Here is a 19,728-nt window from a genome sequence, read left to right as displayed (position 1 = left end):
CTACCAGCATAGCCCCTCAACCCGCGCCGGAATCGCCGCCGGGTCGGGTAGCCTGACGAGATCGAGCAGCACCTGTTCCGGGCGGCACAGGCTGGCCAGCCTGTCGGCGACCTCCCGCCCAGAGAGACCAATCACCAAGACCTCGGATTCGGCAATGACCTCCTCGATCCCGGAGCGCATCATCTGCCCGATATGCGGCAGATGCTTCTCGATGAAGCTGCGGTTCGCCCCCAGAGGCTGGCCAGATGGACCTCGGGGTCGTAGATGGACAGTTGCATGCCCTTGCCGATCAACTGTTCGGCCAGCGTCACCAAGGGGCTCTCCCGCAGGTCGTCGGTGCCGGTCTTGAACGACAGGCCGATGAAACCGATTCTCCGTTTGCCCAGCGCCAGCAGTTTGCGCAGCGCCAGGTCCAGATGATGACGGTTCGACTGCATGATGCCGGCCAGCATCGGGACTTCGACGTCGTGGATCTTCGCCAGGTAGGTGGTCGCGCGCAGGTCCTTTGGCAGGCAGGAACCACCGAAGGCAAATCCTGGCTTGAGATAGGCCTTGAGATGTTGAGCTGCGTGTCCTGGCAGACCAGGTCCATGACCTCGAAGGCATCAACGCCGAGCGCGTCGCAAAGGCGAGCGGTTTCATTGGCGAAGGTGATCTTGAGGGCATGGAAATTGTTGCAGCAGTATTTCATCATCTCGGCCGAACGGACCGAGGTTTCGATGAAGCGACAGGACAGCTTGCCGAACAACTCGCGCAGGCGCTCGACCGGAAAGGAGTGATTGGCGCCGACGACGGTAAAGGGCGGCTTGTCGTAATCGCGAATCGACGAGCCTTCGCGCAGAAACTCCGGCTGGAAGCAGAGAAAAAAACCCTCGCCGTCCTTCTTTCCCGACTTCGCTTCGATGATCGGCCGCAGCACGTCTTCGACCGTACCCGGCACCAGCGTCGAGCGGAAGACGACAATGTGCGGCGTGCTCTTGCCGGCAATTGCGCTACCCATCTCCTCCGCCAGACGCAGGATCGCGCCCTGATCCTGGCTGCCGTTGGCCGCCGACGGCGTGCCGACGCAGACCAGGGAAATCTCGCTGTCGAGCACCGCGCGCTGCGCATCGGTGGTCACCGCGACACGGCCACTGGCGGCGGCCTGAGCCATCAGGTCGACCATGCCCTCCTCGACCACCGGTGTCTTGCCGGCCATGATCAGGTCGAGCTTGGCGGCGTCGATATCGACGCCGATCACCTCGTGGCCATCGCGCGACAGACAGGCCAGCGACACCGCACCCACGTAACCCAAGCCGAAGATGCTGATCTTCATGCGATTTTTCCTTTGCTTTGCGAAAAGTTCTTGATGCAGCGATCGATGATCCGATCCAGTCTTGCCATCGAGTGCGGCCAGGCATGGTTGCTCAGCATGCGCTGCCTGCCGGCAAGCGCCAGTCGCTGCCGTTCGGCCGGATTGTCCAGGATCCCGTAGGATGGCATCAGAATATTCCTCTGCACTGTCGGCAACAAGGAAATGTGTCACGGGTTCGGCGTCGACACCACCGGCGGCGATCCGGCTGGTGACCACCGGCACGCCCATGGCCATCGCCTCGAGGATCTTGTTCTGCGTGCCGCGGGCGATGTTGAGCGGCGCCACCATCAGCGCCGACTGGCGGACGAAGGGGCGTACATCCGGCACCGAGCCGGTGACGGTGACGCCCGGCAGCTCGCCGAGTTTGCGCATCGCGGGCGAGGGGTCGGCACCGATGATCAACAGCTGATCTGCGGGCGACGCTGTTCTTAGAACGGGCCAGATCTGGTCGCAGAAGCGCGCCATGCACTCCTGATTCGGGTAGTAATCCATGCGGCCGATGAAGCTCAGCGTGTCCGGATCGTAGGGTTCGCCGCCGACGGGCAGAAGAACTCGGCGTCGACACCGTTCGGAAACCAGTCGGTGGCCACCCCGGTGCCGATAGCCTTCGAGCGTCTCCCACTCGGCGCGCGTGGTCGCCGTACACAGGTCGAAGCGCGTCGCCAGGCGCTTCTCGGCCGCCAGCACCTTGTTGCCTTCGAGGCGATAGCCGAGCGACAGCGGGAACGGCTTGTAGTTGGCGTACTCGAGCCACTTCTGGGAATCCATGTCGCCAAAGTCGAGGATCTTCGGTACGTCGCGCACGTGCTCGACGTACTGCGCGACCGACGAGCAGTGAACAAAGATCAGATCCCATCTTTCTCGTACTCAACAGCCGGTCAACGCGCTGTTTGAGTGACGGCGAATAGAAATAGCCCATCGACGACGGCGTCGGCAGCGGCAGCCGAGCGACCATCCGCAACGTCTGCACCGGGTCGGAGACCTGCCCCATCTCGAAACGTGCGCAGTGCGGTGCTATCCCCCGCCCTTCCTCGGCTTCCTGCGGCGAGCGCGCGAGCGAACAGACGGTCACCCGATGACCGCTGGCCGTAAGGTGGCGAATCATGTTGAAGGGCCGGATCTTGCCGCCCCGCTTGGGCGGAAACGGAAAGCGGTGGCAAATGTAGAGGATGTTCATGCGACGTAGCTCTTGAGTTCGTCGGCGACATCGCCAGGGTCGCGCGATCGAGATAGATCCGGCTCCAGATCTCCAGGTTCATCAGGGCCAGCAGGACGTCGGTACCGTCGATACGGCTGGCTTCGTGGTCGGCCATCAACCGGTCAACCAGCGAATGATGAAACAGGCCTCGCGAGTTCACTACCTCGGCCGCCAGCAGTCGCCGCAGCAGGGGCGCCAGTTCGCGCTTCAGCCAGGCGCCCATCGGCGTGCCGAAGCCGCGCTTCTTGCGATTGAGGATGTCGTCAGGCAGCAGATCGGCCAGCGACGCCTTCATCAGGTGCTTGAGCCGGCCATGGCGCACCTTGATCGACAACGGCATGGCCGCTGCGAGTTCGACCAGTTGATGGTCGAGCAGGGGCACCCGGCATTCGAGCGAGACAGCCATGCTCATCTTGTCGGTGAGCAGCAGCAGATCGTCGGGCAACTGTGTTTCGGCATCGACGGCGAACATCCGGTTCAGCTCATCCTCGTTACCGGCCGCCGCGAACGCCCGCTCCAGGGGATCGGGTCCCGCCTTCCCAGGCTCGATCAGCAGGGCGGCGACGGCCTGGCGGTCGAGGACCTGCAGGTAGCTGCGATACCGTTCGTCAGCTGTCATCTCGGCTGACGCCAGAAAACCCTTGGCCAGGCGCAAGGTGTTGAGCACGCCCGAATGACGGTCGACCGGCAGGTGCCTGGCAGCAAAGCCGGCGGAACGTCGCAGCCATTCCGGCAGGCGCCGATAGCGCATGGCGTAATGCCCGCCAAGGTAGCGGCGATAGCCGCCAAAGAGCTCGTCGCCACCAACCCCGGAGAGGATCACCTTGACGTCCTGGCGCGCGAATTCGGAGACCAGGAAGGTGGTGATGAACGCGGTGTCGGATAAAGGCTCATCCATGTGCCAAAGCAGCTTCGGCAATAACGCGACGACATCGGGCCGAACGAGAATCTCGCGATGCTGTGTGGAGAACAATTCAGCAACCCGACGCGCATAGGGCAGCTCGTTATACAGCGCCTCCGCTTCGCCACCGGCGAAACCGATGGCGTAGGTGCGTATCGGCTGCTGCGAGTGGCGAGCCATCAGACCGACGACAGCACTCGAATCGACGCCTCCCGAGAGAAAGGCACCGATCGGTACGTCGCTGACCATCTGCATGCGGACCGATTCCTCGAGTTGAACCCGCACGCGCTCGCTCCACTCGCGCTCGGAGACGCCTTGCGTCATCCGCTCGGGCAAGCGCCAGTAGCGCCACTCGCGCACCTGACCATCCTCGATGGCCAGCAGGGTGGCCGGTGGTAGCTTGCGGATTCCCTGAAGATGCAGCCGGGAGCAGCGACGTAGCCGAGGTGCAGGTAATCGGCGACAACCTGGCGGTCGAGCTCAGCGCTGACCCCGGGCAAGGCCAGCAACGCCTTCGCTTCGGTGGCAAAAGCAAGCTGCTGCCGATCCTGCAGCACGTACAAGGGCTTCACGCCGAGCCGGTCGCGGCCGATCAGCAGTCGCCGCCGACGCGCGTCCCAGAGCGCGAAGTCGAACATGCCGTTCAGCCTGTGAATGAAGTCGTCGCCCTCGGCGTCGTAGAGATGCAACAGCACTTCACAGTCGGAACCGGTCTTGAAGCGATAACCCTTGGCCTGCAGTTCGCCCCGCAGTTCGCGGAAATTGTAGATCTCGCCGTTGCACACCAACCACAGCGTTTCGTCGGCGTTCGACAACGGCTGGTGGCCACCCGCGAGGTCGATAATCGACAGCCGGCGCATGGCGATGCCGCAGGGGCCGTCGACATGACTACCCTCGTCGTCGGGACCACGATGCCGCGTGCGATCGCCCATGGCCGAGAGAATACCGGGCTCGACGCTCAGCCCGTCAAAACGATAGATGCCGTGAATGCCACACACGATGAGGCCTCTGGATCAGATGGTTGGGCTGCGGTCATGGCGGGCCAGAGCCCGGCGGTAGACCTCACGATAGCGCGCCACGCTGCTGGCCCAGGTCCTCTCGACCTCGACAAAGCGGCGCGCCTGTTCACGGAACTTTGGCCAGAACGGGCGTCGGACGAGAACATCGTCGATTGCCCCAGCGAGAGCAGCGGCGTCGCCGGCGCGGAACAGGAAGCCGGTTTCACCATGGCGAATCAACTCGCGGTGCCCGCCGACATCGGAAGCGACAAGCATCCGTCCCTGCGCCATGGCTTCAAGCGGCTTGAGCGGCGTGACCAGTTCGGTCAGCCGGATCGGCAGACGCGGGTAGGCGAGGACGTCGATCAATTCGTAATAACGTTGCACTTCGGCGTGCGGTACCCGACCGGTGAAAATCACGTGCTCCTGCAAACCAGCGGCAACCACCTGCGCCTTCAGATTGCTTCCTGCGGTCCGCCGCCGACCAGCAGCACCCGCAGCTGCGGATGCCGGGGCAGCATCTGGCGGACCGCCTCGATCAGCAGGTCTAGCCCTTCATAGCCATAGAAGGAGCCGGCAAAGCCAACGACCGTCGCGCCATCGAGTCCCAACGAACGGCGAAGTTCGGCATCCGGCTCGGTGTCGAGACGGAACAGGCTCACGTCTACGGCGTTCGGGATCACCGTGATGCGCTCCGGTGGGATGCCGCGGCTGGCGATGTCGCCACGCAGGCCCTCACAGATCGTCGTGACCTGATCGGCGTGACGCAGCGCGAGGCTCTCAAGGGACCGCGAGTGCGGTAGCGCAGACTGCCCTCCTGCGTCGTGCCATGATCGACCGCCGCGTCCTCCCAGGAGGCGCGCATTTCGTAGACCACCGGCAAACGCTGGCGACGCCCGACCCACAGACTCGGCAGAGCATTGAGCACCGGCGAATGGGCGTGAATGACATCCGGCTTTCGTCATCAGCACGACCTCCCGCAGGCGAGCGGCAGTCAGTCGCATCTGGCTGAGCAGGCCGTTGCCCCCGGCATTCGGTGTGCGATGAAAAAGCCAGCCATCGACCTCTTCCTGAAGGTTGTGTCCCGGAACCCTGCTTCGGGTGTCGTCAGATGAGCGGTCTGCCAGCCCAGCGCGCGTTGCTCGCGCAGGATGGCCAGCGTACGGAAGCTGTAGCCACTGTGCAGCGGCAAGGAGTGGTCGAGGACATGCAGAATACGCAGGCTCATCTCGTCGCCGGTCAGCCCCGGGGCGCGATGCCCACGGTTGGTGCGTCAAGCACGTTGCGCAGAAAGGCCTCGAACATCAGCAGCGTCCACAAGGGCGAACTGTAATCGCTCGCTCCCGACTGATGGGCATCGACGAGATGGCGCAGGTAATCCTGATTGAACCAGCCGGTCGCCGCCAGGCGGGGCCCAGGACCGCCTGCCGAACGCGTTCCCTGAGCGGGCCGCGGAACCAGCGGGCGAGCGGCACGGCAAAGCCCATCTTCGGGCGAAAAAGGATGTCCTGGGGCAGCCGCGGCTTCATCGCCTCCTTCAGGAGGAACTTGCCTTCCTGGCCTCGCACCTTGAGCGATGAGGGCAGCGTCGCCATCCATTCGACCAGTTCGTGATCCATCAGCGGCTCGCGCACCTCAAGCGAGTGAGCCATGCTGGCGCGGTCGACCTTGGTATTGATGTCGCCCACCAGATAGGTCTTGAGATCAAGGTACTGGATCAAGGCCAGGGGATCATCGGTACCGGCTCGCTCGGCATGAGACCGAAAGACTTCCTGCGCGCTGTAGCCGTCGATCTCACTCCGGAAACGATCAGTAAAGAGCTTGGTCCGCATCGGGCCACGCAGGATAGACACGGAATGGAAGTAGGCCTCAACGGAGGTACGCCCCATCCCTTCAAACGTCGTCTTGGCGCGGAACATGCGCGGCGCCCAGTCCGCCTTCGGGAAAACGCGGCCGAGCAGGCCAAACAGCGGCTGGCGAATACCATGCGGCAGAGCTGAACGCAGTCGTTCTTCCATCAGGTGCAGGCGATAACGGCGATAACCCCCAAAAGTCTCGTCACCGCCATCGCCCGAGAGGGCCACCGTCACATGTTTTCGTGCCAGTTGACAGACCCGGTAGGTCGGGATTGCCGAGCTATCGGCATAGGGTTCGTCATACAGCGTGGCCAGCGTGTCGATCAGGTCGAAGTCGTCGCTGGCGACCAGGTCGCAGTGATGGTTGGTTCGATAGCGGTCAGCGACCGTCTGGGCGAAGGCGGCTTCGTTGAACGCGGGGTCGTCAAAGGCAATCGAACAGGTGTTGACTGGCTCTGCCGACTGAGAAGCCATCAGGGCGACGACGGCACTGGAATCGACGCCTCCGGAGAGAAACGCGCCGAGCGGCACTTCCGAGATCATCCGCAGGCGAATCGACTCGCCGAGCTTCTCGTCCAGCTGCGCGCAGGCTTCGGTCAGCGAGCAGCGGCTGTCGAGACTGAAACGTACGTCCCAGTACTCCCGCGGCTCAGGCACCGGCAGCCCGCGACGCAGCGTCAGCGTGTGGGCTGGCGGCAGCTTTCTGGCCTGACGGAAGATCGTCCTTGGCTCGGCCACGTAGCCGAGCGCGAAGTATTCCTCGACCGCCAGCGGATCGATGTCGCGTGCCAGTCCGCCATGCGCCAGCAGCGACTTGAGCTCGGAGCCGAAGATAAAGCTCCCATCGGGCAGCAGCGCGTAGTAGAGCGGTTTGACAGCCAAGCGGTCGCGCGCCAGGAAGAGGGTTTCGCGGTTGCGATCCCAGAGGGCAAAGGCGAACATGCCACGAAAACGGCGAACACACTCCTCGCCCCATGCTTCCCAAGCGTGCACGATAACCTCGGTGTCGCTGCGCGTGTGGAAGACGTGGCCAAGCGCCAGCAACTCGGGAATCAGTTCCTGGTAGTTGTAGATTTCGCCGTTGAACACCACGCAAACGCTCTGATCCTCGTTGTAGAGTGGTTGCTGACCGGTGGACAGGTCGATGATCGAGAGCCGCCGATGACCCAGGCCGACGCCCGGTTCCACGTGCATGCCCCCTTCATCGGGGCCACGGTGGTGCTGCGACTCGTTCATCCGGGTAAGCACGGAGCGAGCAATGTCACGTCGGCCACGAGTATCAAATATTCCGGTAATGCCGCACATAAATGTGTCTTTGTTCCCTTCTTGAAGTCGCGCGTTGGCCTACGGATGGACCAATGCATTACGACCCGGCATTCGGCTCCGGGACTTGAGCAGTCGATCGTAGAGATCCTGGTAGCACTGAGTCATGGCTTCAAGGCTGAAGCGACGCTCGACGACCGCCCTCCCGGCAGCTCCCGCTGCCCTCGCCCGTCGGGGATCGATCGCGTAGGCTGCAATTTTCTGAGCCATCGCATCTATATCGGCAGGCTCAACCAACTGGCCGGTCCGACCCGATTCAACCAATTCACCGTTGCCGCCGACGTCCGTGGCTATCACCGGCAAGGCACTGGCCATCGCTTCCAGGATGGTGTTCGATACGCCCTCAGCAAGCGAGGGCAGCACGAAGCAATCCAGTCCGCGCAGGATTTCTGGCACATCGTCGCGCTCGCCCGGCAGCCACGCCAATTCGGCCACACCCGCCTGCTCGAGCAGAGCCTGCGCTTGCGCACGCAGTGGCCCGTCGCCGATCATCACGAGTCGCAGACTGCCCCCCAACTGGGGAAATGTCTTCAGCACCCGGATGAAAGCCTCTGCCAGTGCTGTCTGATTCTTGACGACCTGCATGCGTCCGACGGTACCGATCAAGCAACACATCGGATCGGAAAATGGGCAACCGGCAATCGGCTGACGGGTTTCGGCCGGAGAAAAACGTAGGGTATCGACTCCGTTGTAGATTTGGGACACCTTCCTGGGCAATATGCCGACTCGCGATGTCAAATAGTGCTCGAGATCGCGCGACAGCGCTATGTAATGCGTCACGAACGGCCGGTAGCAGCGACGCAGCCACTGATATTTCCTGTTTGAACCATCGAGATCGCCCACGTCACGGCCGTGTTCGCCATGGATGCGCACCGGCACACCCGCCGCCCAGGCCGGCACTGCGACCTCCAGGGCGGCCAGATTGCGACTGTGCACGATCACCGGGCGCAAGTCCCTGAACAGCCTGAACAACTGTGGATAGATCCAGATCGAGTGTCCCGGCGGCTTTTTCAGCGCAAAAAATTGCACGTCGTCACGCCCTATTCGTCGCCGGAAATCGGTGATCTCGGTAAGGGAAATCACAACATGGCGATACGTATCCGAGGGCATGTAATTGATGAGATTGACAAGGCCATTCTCGAGGCCGCCAACGTCGAATCGATAGACCACATGGGCAACCAGCGGACGCAGGTCGTGCACCGTCGTCACCTTGAATCAGCCGTCCGCCGCAGCGCGGTTTCGATCACCTCGCCGGCCGCATCGGCAAAGGCATCGAGTATCGCCTCCGCTTCGCCAGGCTGGGTCTGCCGCGCGTACAGTATGATCACTGCCGAATCGTCCCCCCGACCGGTCAGCCGAGAAAATGCCGTATACGCCTTCGCCAGAACATCGCTGGAGGTCCAGCGCCCGTTAATCCAGTACCACTGCCAGACGACCATCTGCGTGCTGCCGGGTCCCCGCAGACTTGTCGTTCGAATCTTGAGCGGCTGCTGGTTGAAGGAGATTTCTCGCGTGCCGCCGCCGACTCTCGACCACACCCGGTCGTCGCTGGCAACCAGAACATTCGATGAAGTGACCAGCTTGTGCTGCTGGTCCTGATTGCGGTAGTAGGCCATAAAAAGCCCTGCCAGCTTCCTGTCTTTCTCAAGGATCATTCGCGTACTCGCCGCGTAGTTCTCGAACCTTGGCGACCAGTCGTACAAACCTTCGCGAGTTTCATGCCAGCCGACGATCGGCTCAAGGGGAGAAATCTGACTGACCGGCTGCGCCGTTTGTTGATCGATCTGCCTTTGCGCGAGCGGCCATAGTGCCGCCACCAGAACGGTGACAACGGCTGCGACCACCACCGAGGCAACGGCTGGCATGCCACCAACGGTCACCCCACTCGTCGACAACGACGTGGGTACCACGTCCGGCTCGTCCTCCCGCCAGCGCGCCCCAATCCAGAACATGGCCAGGATCACGACGCCGAAGAATACCCAGCCGTAGATCAGATGGTCGACGCCGACAGCCAGCCTGTTGCCGGACAAATGGCCGAGCATCACGATCATGTAGGCGCGCAGCCAATTGGCGATGATCGGCACAATGATCGAAACGCTGACAAACAGCAGTCGCCGCTTCAAGGAGGAATAGGTGAGATAAGCAAAGAGCGTTCCTACGGTGACCGAGGCAATGAGATAGCGGACCCCGCTACACGCCTCGACAACCGACCAGCTGCCCGAGGGAATCACCAGGTTCTGCCCTTCGCTGAACACCGGAACTCCGGTGAGGCGTAACCCAAACACAGTGGCGTGTGCCGTCCATTCCATCAGCTTGGGCTGGGTGAAGTCACCGAAAGGAACGGCGAAGAGCAGAAAGAACAGCGGGAAGGCGATGCGGCGCGCGACCGTCCAGCCAAGCACCGCCGGCACGGCGAAGATCAGCATCGCTGTCAGCGCAAACTGGGAAAGCGCATTGACTGCGGCCAGTTCGCCAAGCAACCAACCAAAGCCGGCGCCAGCCAATAGCAGGACGGCGAGAAAGCTGCCTCTGGGCGCCAGTACGGCAATCCTTGAGCGCACCCGCCAGACTAGCCAGAGCGTGATCGGTGGCACGATCATCCCGTGCGCATAGGTGTCGGAGCGCCCCCAGATCGCCGCCATGTCGAGCGCAGTTTCGCGGAAAAGCACCAGGATCATCAGCAGGGTCAGCGCCAGCGTGGGTACGGCAATGCGCCAGGCGGGGCTGGTGGAAGACAATGTCGGGCTCGCGGCAGCTTGGTTCATGGACTTGCTTTCGGCAAACAGGTGTGGTCAGCAACGATCAATTCCGCGCGATCAACGCCGGACAAAATCATCCCCAGGGTCACTCAACCCAGGTTGCGCACAATGAACGGCCCAAGCCAGTTGGCCAGGCCGATCGGCATCCGCCGCCAGGTATTGATCAGCAGACGGTACTTGGCATTCGAAGGGTTATTCTGCGGGATGGCTTCACGGCGATACAGGCAATACTCGTAGAACAGCGGTTGCGGCTCGAAGCCCCAGTTCTTCTTGAAGGCATAGGAGCCGGTGCCCTGCTTGCTGCGGCCGTAGTCGAAAACCTTCAGCCCACGCTCGCAGGCGCGGCGCATCAACTCCCAGTACTTGAAGTCGTTGGCCGCCAGTTCGCGCGCCGACAGCGCGTCACCGGCGTAATAGGGCAGTACCTCATCGCGAAAATAGAAGCTCAGGACACTGCTCAGCGAACGCCCTGAGCCGTCCACAACGGTCAGCACTTGACAGTCGTTGGCGAAGACCCGCTGCAGGGCATCGAAATAGCGTCGAGGCAGGGCCGGTGTCCCATGCCGGTGAACGTTGTCGGCATAGAGGGCAAAGAAGCGTCCAGGATCGGGGTCGATCTCGCTCCGCAGACCATTCTTGATCCCCTTTCGCACCATCGCCCGCTGTTTGCGCGGGATGGCCTGCATGTTGGCCTCCACCTCGGGCGCAATCTCCTTGCGAAAACTGACGTAGAGCGCCTGCGTCGGCCATTCCGGGTGACGTTGCCGCAAATTGCGCATTTCCAGGTGATCGACGCGAAGGCGCCCAGCTGTCGCCTGCGCTTCCCGCTCCAAGGCCTCGACCGCTGCCGGAGTGCTGGCTGCCACACCGCCATAGACAGCAAACGGCAGCGAGGCCATTGAGTTCCCGAAGAGCCGGCTTTTCACCTGGGCCAGCGGCAAAACGCCTTCGACCACACCAGCACGCTCGGCGTAGAGGAAATGCGTTGGATGACCGAAAACCTCACGCAGGATCCTCTGCCATCCCGATCTGTGGAAAAAAGTGGCTTCCGGACACGCCTGGACGAAGGCATCCCAGCGCGTCACCGCAACCGGATCATCGTGATCCAGGCGCTTTATAACCAGTGGCTCACTCGCCGCAGCCAGCCGGGTCACTTCCTCAATGGTCGATCTCATGGTTTCACCACCGCCGCCGATACATCCGCTCCGAGAAACACCTCGTCCATCCGCCCCCAGTTGAAATCGGCAAGTAGTCGCTTCAGCCGGCCTTCGGTGTGCCGCAGATTGACATAGTGGCGAAAACGCGTCTTGGCACTGATACCGGCGATTCGCGGCTGCGCGGCATCGATTTCCCAGGGATGGAAATAGAAGATCGCTGGCTGACCATCGAGCTGGTTGACCTTCTGCAGCAGCCAGCGGGACAGCGCATACGGCAGCAAGCGGAAGTAGCCGCCACCGCTGGCCGGCCAGTTCCGATCGAAAAAGCGGGCCGTAGTCACCGGCAGTTCCAGCAAGCCGCAGTTCACCCGATGGGCGAAGCGTGGCGCGCCGGGCATACCGTAGTGATCATGGCGAATCGGATAGATACTCGAACTGTAGCAATAGCCCGCCTCCTGGAGACAGTCAAAGGCCCAGAGATTCGCTTCGCCAATCGAAAAACTCGGCGCCCTGTAGCCTCTGACCTGCTGACCCGAGAGATCCTCGAGGAGCTTCTTGGCACGTCCCACGTCCGCAGAAAAATCGGCTTCGTTCAGGTCGCTGGCACGCTGATGACCATAGCCGTGGCTTGCCAGTTCGTGACCGGCATCAACAATGCAGCGCACGAGATGCGGATAACGTTCGGCGATCCAGCCGAGCGTAAAAAAGGTGGCCCGCGTCTGTTGTTCTTCGAGCATCAGAAGAATGCGCTCAACGTTACGTTCCACCCGACACTCGCGCAGGTGCCACTGATCGCGCGGAATATAGGGCGCGAGCGCGGAGACCTGGAAGTAGTCTTCGACATCGATCGTCAGGGCGTTGGTGATCGGCTGGCCGGGCATCTGACGGGACTCTCCGCGGCTAACGGCCGCGCTGCGCATGGCGAGCGATCAGCCACGACGCGAGATCAGACGCGATTCGCTCTGCCGCCCATCCATCCCAGAACTCGGGGACGCGGCCGGTCTTGCCCTCACCAGACAAAATGTCGTCCACTCCCCTGCGAATCGCACCTGGATCACAACCGACGAGGGTATTGGTTCCCTGCTCGACAGTGATCGGACGTTCCGTGTTTTCACGTATTGTCAGACAGGGCACGCCGAGCGCTGTCGTTTCCTCCTGCAAGCCCCCGGAATCGGAAAGCACCAACCGGGAGCCAGCCAGCAGGCCAAGGATCTCCAGATAGCCCTGCGGCGGCAGCAGGACGATGCGCCGACTGCTTAGCAACTCGCCGAGGCCGAAACGTTCAACGTTGGCACGCGTGCGTGGATGCAGGGCAAAAACAAGCGGGACTTTCTCTGCGACTTCACGCAGCACACTCAGGAGTGGTGCCAGCGTCTCCGCATGATCGACATTGGACGGTCGGTGCAGAGTGACCAAACCATAGCCCTGAGGCCCGTTGAGGATACCTGGATCGACACCGGCCACGCGCAGGGTGACTGCCGGTGGATGGGCCAACTCGCGGTTCGCCAGCAGCGAGTCGATCATCACGTTGCCAACGAAGCACATCCGTTCATCGCCAATCCCTTCGCGCGCGAGGTTGGCGTGGGCGCTGCGCTCGGTGGTGTACAGTCGGTCAGCAATCTGATCGGTGAGCACCCGGTTGATTTCCTCCGGCATCAAACGATCGTAGCTGCGCAGTCCCGCCTCGACGTGCACAACGGGTACCTCCTTTTTGGCGCAGACCAGAGCACATGCCAACGTCGAATTCACGTCGCCAACGACCAGCACGCAGGACGGCCGATGGGCATCCAGCACCGGTTCGAAACGCCGCATCACCTCCGCCGTCTGCACCGCGTGTGTACCTGAACCAACCTCGAGGTTGATGTCCGGACGCGGCAGGCGAAGATCGGCAAACAGGCGATCGTTCATAGCCTGATCGTAGTGCTGCCCGGTGTGCACGAGCAGCGTCGGCAGTGCCGGATGATGGCCACTGAAAGCGCGCAGGATCGGCGCCATTTTCATGAAATTGGGGCGGGCGCCGACGACGCAGATCACCGGCCCCAGGTTGTTGGGCCATACCTCATTAACCAAGAACGCTCCCCTTCATTGTTTTGCCCGCACCGCATCGACCAGTTGCTGCAGCAAGGACAACAGCGCGGCATTGTTGCGTTCGAGACGGACCATGCTGCGCTCGATGCGGATCAAGCGCTGCTCGGACTGTCCGGTTCTCAGGTCGGCAATCACTCTTGAGGCCTGATCCGCCGTACTGGGATCCACTGCCAGCCTCGACAGGTCGATGTCCAGAATTCCGCTGTCGGTCAGTTGCGGGTTGATCGCCGCCTGGCCACCATCGATGCTCTTGCTCGAAGTGACCGGCGAAGTGGACTGGGTCTCCTCGCTAAGCTCTCTCGCGACCTCCTCGACGTCCACTCGCGTAAACTCACTCTTACCGCTCAGGAAGCCCGACAACAGAAGGCGATCGCAGTGCGCGTTGATGCGCCGGGGCACACCGCCGCTGGCTTCGAAGAGCGCCTCGAAAGCGCCCGCGTCGAAGCGTGGCGAGCCTTTTGATCCGGCGCACTTGAGCCGGTGTTCGATGTAGGCCTCTGTTTCATCCTGGTCCATCGGACCAATGTGACAGGCGGCGATCACGCGCTGCCGCAACTGCTGCATCTGCGGGCTCTGCATGATCTTCCGGAATTCCGGCTGGCCGATCAGAAAACTCTGCAACAGGGCCTGCGTGCCGAACTGGAAGTTTGACAGCATGCGCAGCTCTTCAACCGCTCGCGGCGTGAGATTCTGCGCCTCGTCAACAATCAGCAGACAGCGCTTGCCCTGACGGGTGACATCGACCAGAAAAGCCTCGAGGGCAAGCAGCATTTCCGACTTGCCAACATTCCGGGTCCCGACACCGAAGGCGCCGGCAATCATGCGCAAGGTATCTTCGGCATCGAGCTGGGTACTGACCAACTGGGCGGCAACGACCTTCTCTGAATCAAGGTCGTTGAGCAGCCCCCGCACGATCGTTGTCTTGCCCGCACCCACCTCGCCGGTGACGACGATGAAGCCCTCGTTCTGGTTCAGGCCATACTCCAGATAAGCCATCGCACGCCGATGCTGCTTGCTGGCGAAGTAGAACGAGGGGTCGGGGTTAAGCTGAAAAGGCTTGCAGGTCAAGCCATAGAAGGACTCGTACATGAGTACCGATCAGAAGCTGTGCGAAAGGGCGCCGGTCAGCGCGCTCTCCGTGTAGTCCGCGTTGACTCTGCCGTCGGAAATCACGTGCCGGGCACCGATGTTGGCTTGCGTCTTGGGCGACAGCCGGGTGCTGAACAAGAGGTACGCGCCTTGCGTCTTGGTGTCCACCGCGTTGGTGCCCTTCGCCAGACTGCGTTGCTCGTTGAGCGACAGGGAAAGCGAAGAGTGACCGGTCAACTGATGGCCCCAGATGACGCCGAAACCGCGCTGAGTCACTTCATTCGCCAGTGAATAGTCATCGGTCAGCCCGCTGACCACACCCAGCGGCTGTTGCTGACTCTCGGTGGCACTGAAAGTGAGCGTATTCCGGGCACCCAGAAGAGCATACGAGACCTGCTGCAATTTCTGCAGGCTTGGGCGGTTGGTCAGGAATCCGTTGACGACGGTTCCGTCTGCCGGCACGCCCCTGCCTTGCAGAACCTGATCGACCTGCGCCCTGATCGCCTCGGGCGCAAGCCCGGGATTGCTGGCAGTGATGATCGCATAGTAGGCGTCGTAGTTGCTGCCCTGCCCTGTATTTCCGACGCCTGCTGGCTGATACGAGACATCCCTGCTCGCCGTATAGCTGAGCAATGAGCGAGGCATCCGGTGGCTGAAGGCCACCACGTAGCCGTTGCCGAAGAAACGCCGCGTCATGCGCGCATCGAGCTTGGTCCGCGGGCTCGGCGTCCAGATGAAACCGTAACCCGAATCGCTGTAGGTCTCATCCTCCAGGCTGACCAGATTGTTCGTCTCGCGCCCGGCAATCAGTGAGAACTGGAACTGCGGTGTCAGGCGGTACGACAGGGTCAGTTGATAGCGCGTGTCGTCGCGGTCCCGACCAAGGTCATAATCAACGCTGTTGCTGCTGGCGTCGAGCGACCAACTGAGAGGACCCCAACGGGTATTGCCATTGATCCGACCCAACCACTGGTTCGTGGTCGTATTGGACACCCGCGACGAGTCCGCCCTGGTTGTACTCGCCGTGTAGCGCAGCAAGTACTCGGTGGACGATAGGAAGCGGCCTCTGATGTACGGTGAGATCGAGTAGTACGCCGTCTCGGTCTGGTTGTTGTTGATGTTGGCATCAGATGGCGAAGTCGGCCCAAAAGCGGAAATGTACTGCTGTGAAATCGTTCCGCTCGCGTCGACGAAAAACCAGTCTTCGATGGCTTCTAGCGTCCCGGTGGCATTCAAGGCATTCTGCAGATTGTTCTGGGACGACTCGCGGGCATAGAGGTTCTGGGTAAGTCCGTAGTTCAAGCGCAGGCTGGCGCGGGCTCCCTGGCCTTCGATCGAGATTCCCGGCGTGATGCCGGTCACTAGATCACTGGTCCGGTTCTGGGAAGTAAGAAAGAGATTGTTGGTCAGGGTCTCGTTCACCGCGATCCTCGGCGTGATCCGCCAACTCTCGGCGTGCGCGTGGGCTGCGATGCACATCAAGACACAGCCCAGACAGGCGGCCGACGGTTGAACGCGCCGACGGGAGATCAGGCGGTTATTGCCAAGCCCTACCTGATCAAATTCCCAAGGCATCGAGCGCGGCCCGGTCCATGCGGCACAGCCCATGGGCTCAAGCACCGTTTTCACCATAGCCATAACCGTAGCCATAACCATAACCATAGCCATAGCCATCCTGGGTCGAGGTCCGCGCCTGATTGAGCAGGACCAGCTTCACCGGGCAAGCGTCAATGGCTGCCAGGGCGTGCCTGACGTCACTGCGCGCCGTACGTTCAGCTCTTACCACGACGACCACCTGCCCCATATGGGTAGCCAGCACCCTCGATTCGGTGGTCATCAGGAGCGGCGGGGAATCGAAGATGATGATCCTGTCCGGATAGCGACTGGCCATTTCGTCCAGCAGGCGGATCATCGCGTCACTGGCCAGGAGTTCGGTGGCACGCGCGTGCTGGGTGCCACTGGGCAGGATACTGAGTTTGTCGACGTTGGTTCGCATCAGCACCTGCGACAACTCAACCGATTCGTCAGTCAGCACGTCGAGCAGGCCCGGCCCCGGTGGCACCCCGAGCATCTTGAGCACGGACGGCTTCGGCACATCCGCATCGACCAGCATCACCGTGTTGTCGAGCTCCATGGCAATGCTCATCGCAAGATTGATCGCGGTAAAAGTCTTGCCCTCGCCAGATAGTGCACTCGTCACCATGATCAGGTTGCCCCGCTTGATCGGCGCAGCGCCCTTCGCCATCGCATTGGCGATCAGGGGGCGCTTGATGACCCGATACTGATCGGCGATCTGGGATCGTGGCGCGTCTGGGCTGATCAGACCGGTGGCCGAAAGCGCATTCAGATCCAGCTCGATTCGGCGCGACACGGCAGCCGACGGAGCAATTCTCCCTGCCGATGACCGCTTCAGGGGCGACGCTGGCACCATCCGGGCTGGAGGGTGGGTGGGAATGCTGGCGTCGGGAGCTGGCGCCTCGCCGCCAACAGCTGGGCTGTAGACCTCGACACCCGCCTTGCGCAGTTGTTCCAGACGCTTCGCCGCTTGTTCAATGAGGCTCATCAGTTTTCCTCAGGCAGTACGCAGGAAAAGAAGGAAGAAGGCGAGAAGCCCCGCGCCATAGGCGCCGACCAACGAGACACAGGCGGCCGCAAAGCGGAGCAAATCCTTCTTCTCGCGTCGTTTCGTCGCCTCGTCAGTGAGCAAAGACACCGTTCCCAGAAGCGGCAGGCCCGAGGCTTCCCGCAAGGAGCGTGCGTCGAAGAACACCGGTCGTAGCTGACTGGCCGCAAAGGAAACCGCCACGCCAGCAGCCAGGGCCAGAAGCAAGGTAAGCGGCAGGAACAAGGCGCGATTGGGAGCGACCGGCTTGGGCGAAACCCGCGGTGGATCGATCAGGCGAAAATCAACCCCGGCGGCATCTTCCATCGCGCTGCCCATGTTCGCCTGCTCACGCCGTTGCACCAGCTGTTCGTAGTTCTTCTTGTTGATATCATAGTCGCGATTCAGCTGTGCAAACTCGGCTTCGATCTGGGGCACCATACTGACCGACGCTTTGAGCCGCTCGTAGCGCGACTGGTATTCGGCTACCCGGGTTTGCAGAGCCGCGACTCTCGCCTCGGTCTCGGAGAGGGAAACCCTCAACTGTTGGTGCACGGGGTTCGCGGTGACTGAAGACGCAGGGTTGGTCAGTGCTGTCTTCCGCCGGGCAACGATTTCCTGGCGTTTCTGGTCTTCCAGCTCCTTGATCAGGCGACGCGCACTGACGACATCGGGATGCTTGTCGGTATAACGCTGCAACATGGCATCCAAATTGCGCTGCTGAGCATCGATTCGAGCGTCGATTTCGGGAACCGACACACCCGCAATCGGCTCCGGACCAGCATCCGGCAGGAGTACCGGCTCCTCGCCCAGAATCTGGCGCTTGAGCGCGTCACGAGAATGCTCCGCCTCGCGCAACTCGAGGCGACTCTGCTCAAGAGCCCCCGCAGTCGCGCTCATCTGGGCGAAATGATCCTTGCCCTCGGTATTCTGGGTCGTCAGATTGCGCATCTTGAATTCCTTGAGGCGTGCCTCGGCCTCCTCAAGTTTCTTCTCGTAGCCTGCGATCTCCTGGTCAAGGAACTTCCGGGCCGCCTCAGAATCCTTTCGGGCACTGCCCAGATTTGATTCGACAAAGATCGACACCAGCGATTGCACTACCTTCTTCGCGTGCTCTGGCTGGCTGTCCCGATAGGTAATGCTATAGATATTGTCACGCGTCGTATTGCTGATCTTGAGCGAGGACATCAGGGTGTCGACGAGAGCGTCCCGGTCCCTTTTCGATTCGATCTTGAGGTCGAGATCCGCCATGCGGATCAATTTCTCCACATTCGGCCGGGTGATCAGCGTGCGGCTTAGCATCATGACCTGCTGATCCACATTTGGCATTGTGACCAAACCGCTCATCAGCGGCTTGAGAAGCGACTGGGTATCCACATAAACCCGCGCCGATGCCTCGTATTTGTCGGGTACGGCCAAAACCGCCACCGCGCTTGCCAAGCCGACAACCCAGGCGACAGTAATCCCAAGCCAGCGACGTTGCCACATTCCACGCAGGATCGCGACCGCCTGTCGAATCAGTTCATCCATTGGATTCAGACTTTATCAGTAGGGTTTCAGTAGTACCCGTCACCTTTGCCAGCAACGGAACATGTCAGGCGAGGCAAGAGACGGATCAGAACCAACTCTGCGGAATGATCAGCACGTCGCCCGGCTTCATGTCCACGTTGGCTGAGATGTCTCCACGCCGGATGAGGTCAGTCAGGCGAACACTGTACTGTTGCTTGCTGCCTTCAGCATTGGCTCGCATGACTGTCGCGCCGTTGCCATCGGCAAAATCCGTCAGGCCACCGACGGCAATCATCACGTCAAGCAGCGTCATGTTCTGTCTGTAGGGTAGTGCCTGCGGCTTGGCGGCTTCGCCGATAACCCGGATCTGCTCGCTTTGTGTGCCCACGAAACCGGTGACGATGACCGTCACGACCGGATCACGGATATACGTTCCGAGGACCTTCTCCATGTCTCGCGCCAGATCAGTAGGCGTCTTGCCCATCGCCGGAACGTCCTCAACCAGTGGCCCGGTAATCAGCCCGTCCGGACGCACCGGCACTGACATCGAAAGCTCCGGATTGCGCCACACGATGACCTGCACGTTGTCGCCGGGTCCGATGATGTAGCGATAATCCGCTGAAGCCGCGGACACTGGCGCCGGCGGGTGGGAAGCACAGCCCGCACCAAGCCCGCCCACCAGCCCGAGCAGGACCCAACGAAACGCAACAGCCATCACAGTATGCAAGCGTGTAACCATATTGCTCTCCTTTATTAGTCGCCAGCCTGGAAACGGTCTACGGCAAGTTGCAAGACCATACTGCTGACGGGTCTCGTAACGCGCGCCAGAGTATAGTGGAATTCCCCGTGAGGGCAAAAGGTGCACGTCCGAGTCTACGGCTGTTTCATCCCCTC

General features: G+C 61.5%; 12 protein-coding genes and 4 pseudogenes. All 16 read right to left on the bottom strand.

Translation table 11 applies throughout. The features are described 5' to 3' along the window. Positions 1-1,315, bottom strand: a pseudogene (locus tag V5B44_RS07925) (nucleotide sugar dehydrogenase). 213 nt (positions 1,316-1,528) lie between these two features. After that, positions 1,529-1,819 (bottom strand): annotated as a pseudogene (locus tag V5B44_RS07920) (glycosyltransferase); the annotation flags it as partial. A 413-nt stretch (positions 1,820-2,232) separates the two neighbouring features. Then, positions 2,233-3,813: an asparagine synthetase B family protein gene (locus tag V5B44_RS07915; RefSeq protein WP_332358527.1), complete on the bottom strand. Its 1,581-nt coding sequence runs from the start codon at positions 3,811-3,813 to the stop codon at positions 2,233-2,235. Next, the gene (locus tag V5B44_RS07910; protein WP_332358526.1) at positions 3,774-4,451 is read right to left on the bottom strand and encodes an asparagine synthetase B family protein; all 678 of its coding nucleotides are present in this window, start codon (positions 4,449-4,451) and stop codon (positions 3,774-3,776) included. Before V5B44_RS07910 ends, V5B44_RS07915 begins: the two co-directional genes overlap by 40 nt. Before the next feature lie 15 nt (positions 4,452-4,466). Continuing rightward, positions 4,467-5,679, bottom strand: a pseudogene (locus tag V5B44_RS07905) (TIGR04063 family PEP-CTERM/XrtA system glycosyltransferase). An 11-nt stretch (positions 5,680-5,690) separates the two neighbouring features. Then, positions 5,691-7,612 (bottom strand): annotated as a pseudogene (locus V5B44_RS07900) (XrtA/PEP-CTERM system amidotransferase). A gap of 39 nt (positions 7,613-7,651) precedes the next feature. Beyond that, positions 7,652-8,830, bottom strand: coding sequence for a TIGR03088 family PEP-CTERM/XrtA system glycosyltransferase (locus V5B44_RS07895; protein ID WP_332358525.1), 1,179 nt, complete (start codon positions 8,828-8,830; stop codon positions 7,652-7,654). A gap of 5 nt (positions 8,831-8,835) precedes the next feature. Then, a complete protein-coding gene (xrtA, locus tag V5B44_RS07890; RefSeq protein WP_332358524.1) occupies positions 8,836-10,395 on the bottom strand; it encodes an exosortase A in 1,560 nt (519 codons plus the stop codon). A gap of 83 nt (positions 10,396-10,478) precedes the next feature. After that, the gene (locus tag V5B44_RS07885) at positions 10,479-11,564 is read right to left on the bottom strand and encodes a FemAB family XrtA/PEP-CTERM system-associated protein (protein ID WP_332358523.1); all 1,086 of its coding nucleotides are present in this window, start codon (positions 11,562-11,564) and stop codon (positions 10,479-10,481) included. Beyond that, entirely contained in the window at positions 11,561-12,427 is an 867-nt protein-coding gene (locus tag V5B44_RS07880; protein WP_332358522.1) for an XrtA system polysaccharide deacetylase, read from the bottom strand. Before V5B44_RS07880 ends, V5B44_RS07885 begins: the two co-directional genes overlap by 4 nt. A gap of 19 nt (positions 12,428-12,446) precedes the next feature. Continuing rightward, entirely contained in the window at positions 12,447-13,616 is a 1,170-nt protein-coding gene (wecB, locus tag V5B44_RS07875; protein ID WP_332358521.1) for a non-hydrolyzing UDP-N-acetylglucosamine 2-epimerase, read from the bottom strand. Between the two features lie 12 nt (positions 13,617-13,628). Then, positions 13,629-14,723 carry an XrtA/PEP-CTERM system-associated ATPase gene (locus V5B44_RS07870; protein ID WP_332358520.1) on the bottom strand — a complete coding sequence of 365 codons (1,095 nt, stop codon included), beginning with the start codon at positions 14,721-14,723 and terminating at the stop codon, positions 13,629-13,631. A 9-nt stretch (positions 14,724-14,732) separates the two neighbouring features. Beyond that, the gene (locus V5B44_RS07865) at positions 14,733-16,361 is read right to left on the bottom strand and encodes a TIGR03016 family PEP-CTERM system-associated outer membrane protein (RefSeq protein ID WP_332358519.1); all 1,629 of its coding nucleotides are present in this window, start codon (positions 16,359-16,361) and stop codon (positions 14,733-14,735) included. Beyond that, on the bottom strand, positions 16,336-17,286 hold the full coding sequence (locus tag V5B44_RS07860) for an XrtA-associated tyrosine autokinase (RefSeq protein ID WP_332358518.1): 951 nt from the start codon (positions 17,284-17,286) through the stop codon (positions 16,336-16,338). Before V5B44_RS07860 ends, V5B44_RS07865 begins: the two co-directional genes overlap by 26 nt. 9 nt (positions 17,287-17,295) lie before the next feature. Beyond that, positions 17,296-18,855 (bottom strand): XrtA system polysaccharide chain length determinant, encoded by a 1,560-nt coding sequence (locus tag V5B44_RS07855; RefSeq protein ID WP_332358517.1) that lies wholly within the window; start codon positions 18,853-18,855, stop codon positions 17,296-17,298. A gap of 85 nt (positions 18,856-18,940) precedes the next feature. Next, complete coding sequence (locus tag V5B44_RS07850) at positions 18,941-19,549, bottom strand: XrtA/PEP-CTERM system exopolysaccharide export protein (protein ID WP_332358516.1); 609 nt, start codon at positions 19,547-19,549, stop codon at positions 18,941-18,943. Positions 19,550-19,728: the final 179 nt, after the last annotated feature.

Source organism: Candidatus Accumulibacter necessarius, from assembly GCF_036625085.1.
Note: the sequence above shows the minus strand (reverse complement) of the source record. Positions and strands in the feature narration are given on the sequence as shown.

Excerpts from the sequence above, each read along its gene's own strand:
- V5B44_RS07865 (WP_332358519.1), bottom strand. The coding sequence starts at position 16,361 with ATGGCTATGGTGAAAACGGTGCTTGAGCCCATGGGCTGTGCCGCATGG.
- V5B44_RS07850 (WP_332358516.1), bottom strand. The coding sequence starts at position 19,549 with ATGGCTGTTGCGTTTCGTTGGGTCCTGCTCGGGCTGGTGGGCGGGCTT.
- V5B44_RS07860 (WP_332358518.1), bottom strand. The coding sequence starts at position 17,286 with ATGAGCCTCATTGAACAAGCGGCGAAGCGTCTGGAACAACTGCGCAAG.
- V5B44_RS07880 (WP_332358522.1), bottom strand. The coding sequence starts at position 12,427 with ATGCCCGGCCAGCCGATCACCAACGCCCTGACGATCGATGTCGAAGAC.
- V5B44_RS07870 (WP_332358520.1), bottom strand. The coding sequence starts at position 14,723 with ATGTACGAGTCCTTCTATGGCTTGACCTGCAAGCCTTTTCAGCTTAAC.
- xrtA (WP_332358524.1), bottom strand. The coding sequence starts at position 10,395 with ATGAACCAAGCTGCCGCGAGCCCGACATTGTCTTCCACCAGCCCCGCC.
- V5B44_RS07885 (WP_332358523.1), bottom strand. The coding sequence starts at position 11,564 with ATGAGATCGACCATTGAGGAAGTGACCCGGCTGGCTGCGGCGAGTGAG.
- V5B44_RS07855 (WP_332358517.1), bottom strand. The coding sequence starts at position 18,855 with ATGGATGAACTGATTCGACAGGCGGTCGCGATCCTGCGTGGAATGTGG.